This window comes from Bacillus sp. GMa5/1 (assembly GCF_050172015.1).
Lineage (GTDB): Bacteria > Bacillota > Bacilli > Bacillales > Bacillaceae_G > Bacillus_A > Bacillus_A cereus.
Window position 1 is genome coordinate 1 of record NZ_JBNLYC010000206.1, and the last position, 6,343, is coordinate 6,343.

Below are 6,343 nucleotides of genomic sequence, written 5' to 3' on the forward strand. Positions count from 1 at the left end.
CAAAAGTGTAATGATTAGTCTATGACCTGTGTCAATTAACCTTATGACAATATGTAACTAGAAAATATGATATGGGATAGATAACAATTGAATTAAGGCAAGTGATTCGTGCAAGTACAATGAATCAATCTTGCTTTTACAAATAATTCAATTGAGGTGAAAAAAATGAATAAGAAAAGAATAATTGCAATGGTTAGTACAGCTTTATTAGTCACAGGATATGTAGAAGTAGGAAAGGCTCAAACAATAGCAGTCGAAAATTCAGGTCAATCAATCCAAAAAAATATAGTTAAATCCATACAATCACAGGCTTACCCATTAAAAACGATAGAGCCGTCAAAAAAATTTGAGGATTTAAAACCACTTAAGAAAATGATTGGGAGCGCACAATATGTAGGTTTAGGGGAGAATACTCATGGAAGCTCTGAAATTTTCACTATGAAGTTTCGCCTTGTGAAATATTTGGTTACTGAGATGGGTTTTACAAATTTCACAATGGAAGAAGATTGGGGAAACGGCTTAAAGCTAAATGAATATATCCAAACAGGAAAAGGAAACCCTAGAGAATTTTTAAACTTGTTATATCCTACTGATGAAATTATAGCCATGATTGAGTGGATGAAAGATTATAATGCTGATCCATCCACTAAAAAAAAGATCCAATTTATTGGGCTCGACTTAAAGGAGTTGGACCAAGGTTGCTTTAATAAAGTAATTGATTATGTAAGGCTGCATCGACCAGATTTGCTGGCAGAAGTAGAAGAAAATTATAAAGAATTGCCGTCTTTTACTGGAAGTTTACAGGAATATATGAAACTTGCTCCTGAAATAAAAGAAAAGTTCAAAGGAAATGCTGAGAGAGTATCCCAATTACTAAAAGATGAGAATGAGCAAGCCAACACAAAAATAGTTTCACCCGAGTACATCTGGGCGAAAGCAACGGCAAGTGCAATAGAGAAATTTACAACAATGCTAATTCCTAACGACCATCCAAGTCTGTTAAAGTTACATGAGCAATACATGGCCGATCATGCAATGTGGGCGCAAGAAACATTCGGTGGTAAAACGATGGTATGGGGACACAATATTCATATAGCTAAAGGAATTATCGATGATGAATCATACCCTTATGCTGCGGGGCAGTTTTTGAAGGAACGTTTAGACAATAATTATGTCACAATTGGTAGTACAACTACGGGGGGGAATTTCACCTTATACAGTGAATATGATCCTTCCACTGGAGGTAAAATTACATCGCGTGCGATTCCACAAAATGTAAATAGTTTCAATTATACCCTCGGAAAAGTACCATATAACATGTTTTTATTGGATAACCGTCACCTTAAAGGACCAGCAGAGAAGTGGGTTAAAGCAAAAAGACCATTACTAAGTATAGGGGCACAACTCTTCCCCAACGAATCGGCATACTTTGATAAGTCATTGCTTGAGCAATTTGATATTATTTTTCATATTCGAAAAACAAGTCCATCTCATATTAAATAAAAGTACAAAACAATCCCGTTCTTGCAGATGTAAGAACGGGATTGTTTTATGGTGATTCATATAAGCATCTTTTTTAACCAGAAGTAGGTTACTCTCCCCTTTTTATCATCATTTAAAAATGTCATATGACACTTTTACACTAGTGAGAATGACAAAAAAAGCAGTACAATTCGGTTATTACATAGATAGGAGCGAGAACTTTATGAAATCAAGATTCATCCAGAATGGTTATTTTTTATTGCTAACTTTCGTTACAGGGTTGTTTTATTTTTGTTTTTATCTAATAGCTCTGCTATTCAGTTTCACCCTTTCATTTACGGTAATTGGGATTCCACTAGTTATACGCGTACTACAGACTACGACACCTTTTATCCAATTCGAGCGCATACAGACGAAAATTTATACAGATATTTCAACAGACTCTTATGATAAAAGTATAACAATAGATACATCGAACTGGGCTCAGGTGAAATTAGTGCTTACAGATCGTCGTACTTGGTCTGCTGTCTTTTGGTTAATGCAGAAATTAGTGATTGGCATTTTCAGTCTCATTAGTGCAATCATTTTTTATGTAATACCACTTATGCTCCTGTTGGCACCACTACTGTATCGCTACATTGAAATGAATATTATTTTCATACAGATAGATACGTTTTCCAAGTCACTTTTTGTAATGTTTATGGGTATAGTATTTACCGCCATAAGTATTAGAATAGTAGATGGTTGGACAAAGAAAATTGGGGGCTATACACGTAGCATGATTCGGCAACTAAATCGATAGAAGTTTGCCTTCTGTGAGAGAATTGCAGTGTAAAATTAAAAAGTATAACAATGTATGAAGGATTAATTTATAATATAGGAAGTAAAAAGGTAGGCTACTTAGGGGGTAAATGACTTGTTAGATATGGTTAAGTATTGGTTTTGGTACGATTGGATTATGTTAGGGATACGTCTACTTACTAGTGTGTCTATCATCCTAGCTACATTAAATTTTCAGGATGGTTTAACATTACCACTTTGGATTATTATTCTTTGGGAAATTATTGCCTTCTCTGTTCCATGGGTAGCCTTACTATTCAATTATAAATATTATTTGTTCACAGAAATACTGCTATATGGTGGACAATGTATATATTTAACCTCATTATTTCCGGAAGCTTACAACATATTTCTTATATCAGTGTTTCTAATTGCTGCGAATAGTAAGCATTTGTCCTATTATTGGACAGCTCCAATAACAGTTTTTATAACGACTGGAATTTTCTATGCGGTTGCGCCAAGTAATAGCTATTGGGTTATGGTCACCTATTATGGATTCGCATATGTAATGGGCTTCGCTTTTCATTTATTAATCGTCAATCATAAACAAAATGAATCAATTCGTAAACAAAACGCGGTACTTGAGCAATATATGTCTCAGATTGAACGCATCACACTGGCGGAAGAACGGAACAGACTGTCGAGTGAGCTTCATGATACAGTTGGTCACGCTTATACTTCTATTATTATGGGGATGGAAACGTTGCGCACCGAACTTGCTACTGAAATGGGTATACAGAGGCTAGATTCTCTGCTTGAAATGGGACGGAAAAGCATCGAGGACGTGAGAGGTTACCTACATCAAATGGATTCTCCATGTCAATCTCCTTCCTTGATTCAATCTCTACAAAATCTTGGAGCCGAATTTCAGGAGCACGCTCAGGTAAATGTAAGTTTTAGGACATTCGGAGAGGAATATCAACTATCTCGGCAAGCGAAGATCACATTCGTTCGTTGCTTACAGGAGTCCCTTACGAATGCAGTACGTCATGGTCAAGGGACTGAAATTATAGTTTCATTGCAGTTTGAACAACAATATACGAGGTTAGAAGTTCAAGATAATGGAAAAGGAAATGTAGAATGGCAGGAAGGCTTCGGTATGAATGCGATGAAAGAACGGGCAATGAACTTGCAAGGTCATTTGTCTGTATATACAAAGCCAGAGGAAGGAATGCTTGTTACATGCACCATACCGCGACAAACTGAAATAAAAGATGGACTTATTCGTTTGTTAATTGTAGACGATCAGCCATTTGTCCGGGAAAGTTTGAGGACACTACTCGATAGATATGAAGATTTAAATGTAGTCGGTTTAGCTGAGGATGGCAATGAAGCCATCGATTTGTGTGGGCGCCTTCAACCCCATGTTATACTTATGGATTTAGATATGCAGCACATGGATGGAATCGAAGCAACCAAAAAGATTAAGCAACAATGGCCACATATCCGCGTATTGATTTTTACAACGTTTCAAGATACCGAACAGGCAGTGGAATCACTTCGCAACGGTGCGGATGGTTTTTTACTTAAATCTATTGAAACGTTGGAGCTAGCCAATACGATCCGACTTATTCACAAAGGTGGCACACTAATTGATCAGGGAATGTCTCACAAAATATTTGAGAAGTTTGATGAGAAAAAAGAGACACCACAATCAAAAGCAACCGCTTATGAGCTAACAGCTAGGGAAATAGAAATATTACAGCTAGTAGCAAAAGGACTTCGTTACACTACCATAGCATCAAGGTTATATTTATCGAATGGTACGGTCAGAAATTATGCTTCCACAGCTTATACAAAGCTAGGAGTCAGTAACAAAGAAGAAGCTGTTCAAAGGGCTCTAGAAATTGGAATTATTGAATAAAAAAGTGTTTTTTGTTTCTTTACAGCAAGATGAAATGTAGTTACAAAATACATAGAGGATAAACTTATGAATTTAATTGGATATCATTTTTTATAGGTAAATTTCTTGAAAAATTTAACCCTGTTTAAAAAATTTAAATAGCGTTGCTACATATTGAATGTAGCAACGCTATTATTTTCTATATTAGAAATTAGACATCTTTATTATTGCTATAGGGAAGGCTGTTTCAGGTCTTTTCACATGAAGATTCCTCTAAGCCAAATGCCCCCTCCCTAATACACTTGTTGCCTCTGAAAATAACTATTTAAAAATATGGTTGCTAATTTCCTTTCAATCTTCCTTGCACCCAAGTGGCAATATTATTTATAACATACTCTGGGATATTAGCAGGCTATAATATTCATTCGATTGACTTAATTCTCCATCTCCTTCTGTAAAGAAGTGATTTCACTTTCGATACAGTCGATAATTAATGTTATCTCTCTCTTAATTGTTCTTTCCAAAAAGGATTATCTATCATTCTTTATGAATAACATCATTACATTGATCTTTTTTTCGAGAGTACAATTCCTTTATATAATTGAACTGTAATCAAGTAATAAATCGAGTAAATTACTACAAAAATAACAAGTGGTAAGCAAATACGAGAGTACGGATCGATTAAAATAGGACTAAACATGTTCATACCAAATAATATATGAGTAATCCCGACAATTGCTGGGAATAAAAATATGAAGTATAACTCTTTATAGATTGAGTTTGTTAATAATTCTCGGCGGACAACAATTTTACGAAACGTTTGATAACGTGCCACATCTTTTGATGCTCCCGACAGAACTTTAAACATTAAGCAACTTGCCATCGTTGCTAAAAATGCAACTCCAACGAAGAACTCCATAAACATTAGTCCGCTAGCAAAATTATGACTCACAATATTGTGACGAAAAACCGGGAAAATAATAATAACTAGTTACTATTATTATTTATTTGTCACTTTTAAAGCATCTAACACTATCTTGGTTGCTTCTGCAATAAGCTTATCATCGTATTTAGCATCCTCTTTATCATGATTAGAAAGTATCGCAAGAACAATTGGTTTTTTATTTGGTGGCCAAATAATTGCGATATCATTTCTGGTTCCATAAGATCCCGAGCCAGTCTTATCAGCTACTTCCCATCCTCCTGGAACTCCGGCACGAATTAAGTTGTCTCCGGTAGTATTCCTTTTCATCCAATCTATTAATAAATCCCGTTTCTCAGTTGAAAGTACATCTCCTAGCGTAAAAGCCTGAAGACTAGTAGCTAATGCCTTTGGGGTACTAGTATCACGTACGTCTCCTGGAGGCACTTCGTTTAATTCTGGTTCAAAACGTTCAGGATTTGTAACGGTGTCTCCTACTTCTCTTAGTGATTTTTTGAATTCACTAGGTCCACCTAATTGTTTAAGAATAAGATTTTGTGCAGTATTATCACTATATCGAAGAGAAGCATCTGCAAGCTCTTTCAGGGTCATACCACTATCAACATACTTTTCTGTAATTGGATTGTAATTAACAAGATCTTCACGGGTATACAAAACTCTTTGATTTAGATCTTCTATTGATTTCTTTTGTAAAAGTACTCCCACAGCTAAAGCTTTGTGGGTAGATGCGTATGCAAACCGTTCATCTGATTGATAAGTAACGGTTTGATTCGTATCAGTGTCCAATGCATAAATACCGAGTTTAGCATCAAATTCTTTTTCAAGTTTAACAAAAGAATCATTACCAGTAATTTCTTGTTTGATTTGATTTGTTTGTTTCGTTTGTTTAGGTAATTCAGATTGAGTATTACCATCGGAACAGCCTATAAGCGTTGCACATGAAAGAAATACTACAGGTACCATCTTTTTGTAATGTAAAATGTTAAAAAACTTGTTTAAGACTATCATACATTTTCAACCTCTTTCAAGAATATATGTTTTTTTAGGTGTTATACATATCGATACAATTAAAGAGTGTATCGGATATCACTCTCTTGCATCTCACTTTTCATAAAATGAGTGAACTATCATGAACCCCTGTTTTATACGTATACTTAATAGACAACCTAAATAACAAGTTTGTTCCATTTTTATCAGTAGTCGTATCTAGAAACCTAAAAAAGTCCATTTAGAAA

Annotated in this window: 4 protein-coding genes and 2 pseudogenes; 3 read left to right on the top strand and 3 right to left on the bottom strand. The window is 35.1% G+C overall.

The window, feature by feature from the left end; translation table 11 throughout:
• Nucleotides 1-165: 165 nt before the first annotated feature.
• The 3 genes from ACQGSG_RS25380 (at nucleotide 166) to ACQGSG_RS25390 (ending at nucleotide 4,186) form a co-directional block, all read left to right on the top strand.
• Nucleotides 166-1,503: an erythromycin esterase family protein gene (locus ACQGSG_RS25380; protein ID WP_001036187.1), complete on the top strand. Its 1,338-nt coding sequence runs from the start codon at nucleotides 166-168 to the stop codon at nucleotides 1,501-1,503.
• A gap of 202 nt (nucleotides 1,504-1,705) precedes the next feature.
• Nucleotides 1,706-2,284 (top strand): sensor domain-containing protein, encoded by a 579-nt coding sequence (locus ACQGSG_RS25385; RefSeq protein WP_246960517.1) that lies wholly within the window; start codon nucleotides 1,706-1,708, stop codon nucleotides 2,282-2,284.
• A 114-nt stretch (nucleotides 2,285-2,398) separates the two neighbouring features.
• On the top strand, nucleotides 2,399-4,186 hold the full coding sequence (locus ACQGSG_RS25390; RefSeq protein WP_246960520.1) for a helix-turn-helix transcriptional regulator: 1,788 nt from the start codon (nucleotides 2,399-2,401) through the stop codon (nucleotides 4,184-4,186).
• A 319-nt stretch (nucleotides 4,187-4,505) separates the two neighbouring features.
• Here the strand turns inward: ACQGSG_RS25390 and ACQGSG_RS25395 are convergent.
• From ACQGSG_RS25395 to bla, 3 genes and pseudogenes are all read right to left on the bottom strand, one after another.
• Nucleotides 4,506-4,703: pseudogene (locus tag ACQGSG_RS25395) on the bottom strand (alpha/beta hydrolase); the annotation flags it as partial.
• Between the two features lie 21 nt (nucleotides 4,704-4,724).
• Nucleotides 4,725-5,120 (bottom strand): annotated as a pseudogene (locus ACQGSG_RS25400) (ABC transporter permease); the annotation flags it as partial.
• A 45-nt stretch (nucleotides 5,121-5,165) separates the two neighbouring features.
• Complete coding sequence (gene bla, locus ACQGSG_RS25405; RefSeq protein ID WP_000636458.1) at nucleotides 5,166-6,116, bottom strand: class A beta-lactamase; 951 nt, start codon at nucleotides 6,114-6,116, stop codon at nucleotides 5,166-5,168.
• Nucleotides 6,117-6,343: the final 227 nt, after the last annotated feature.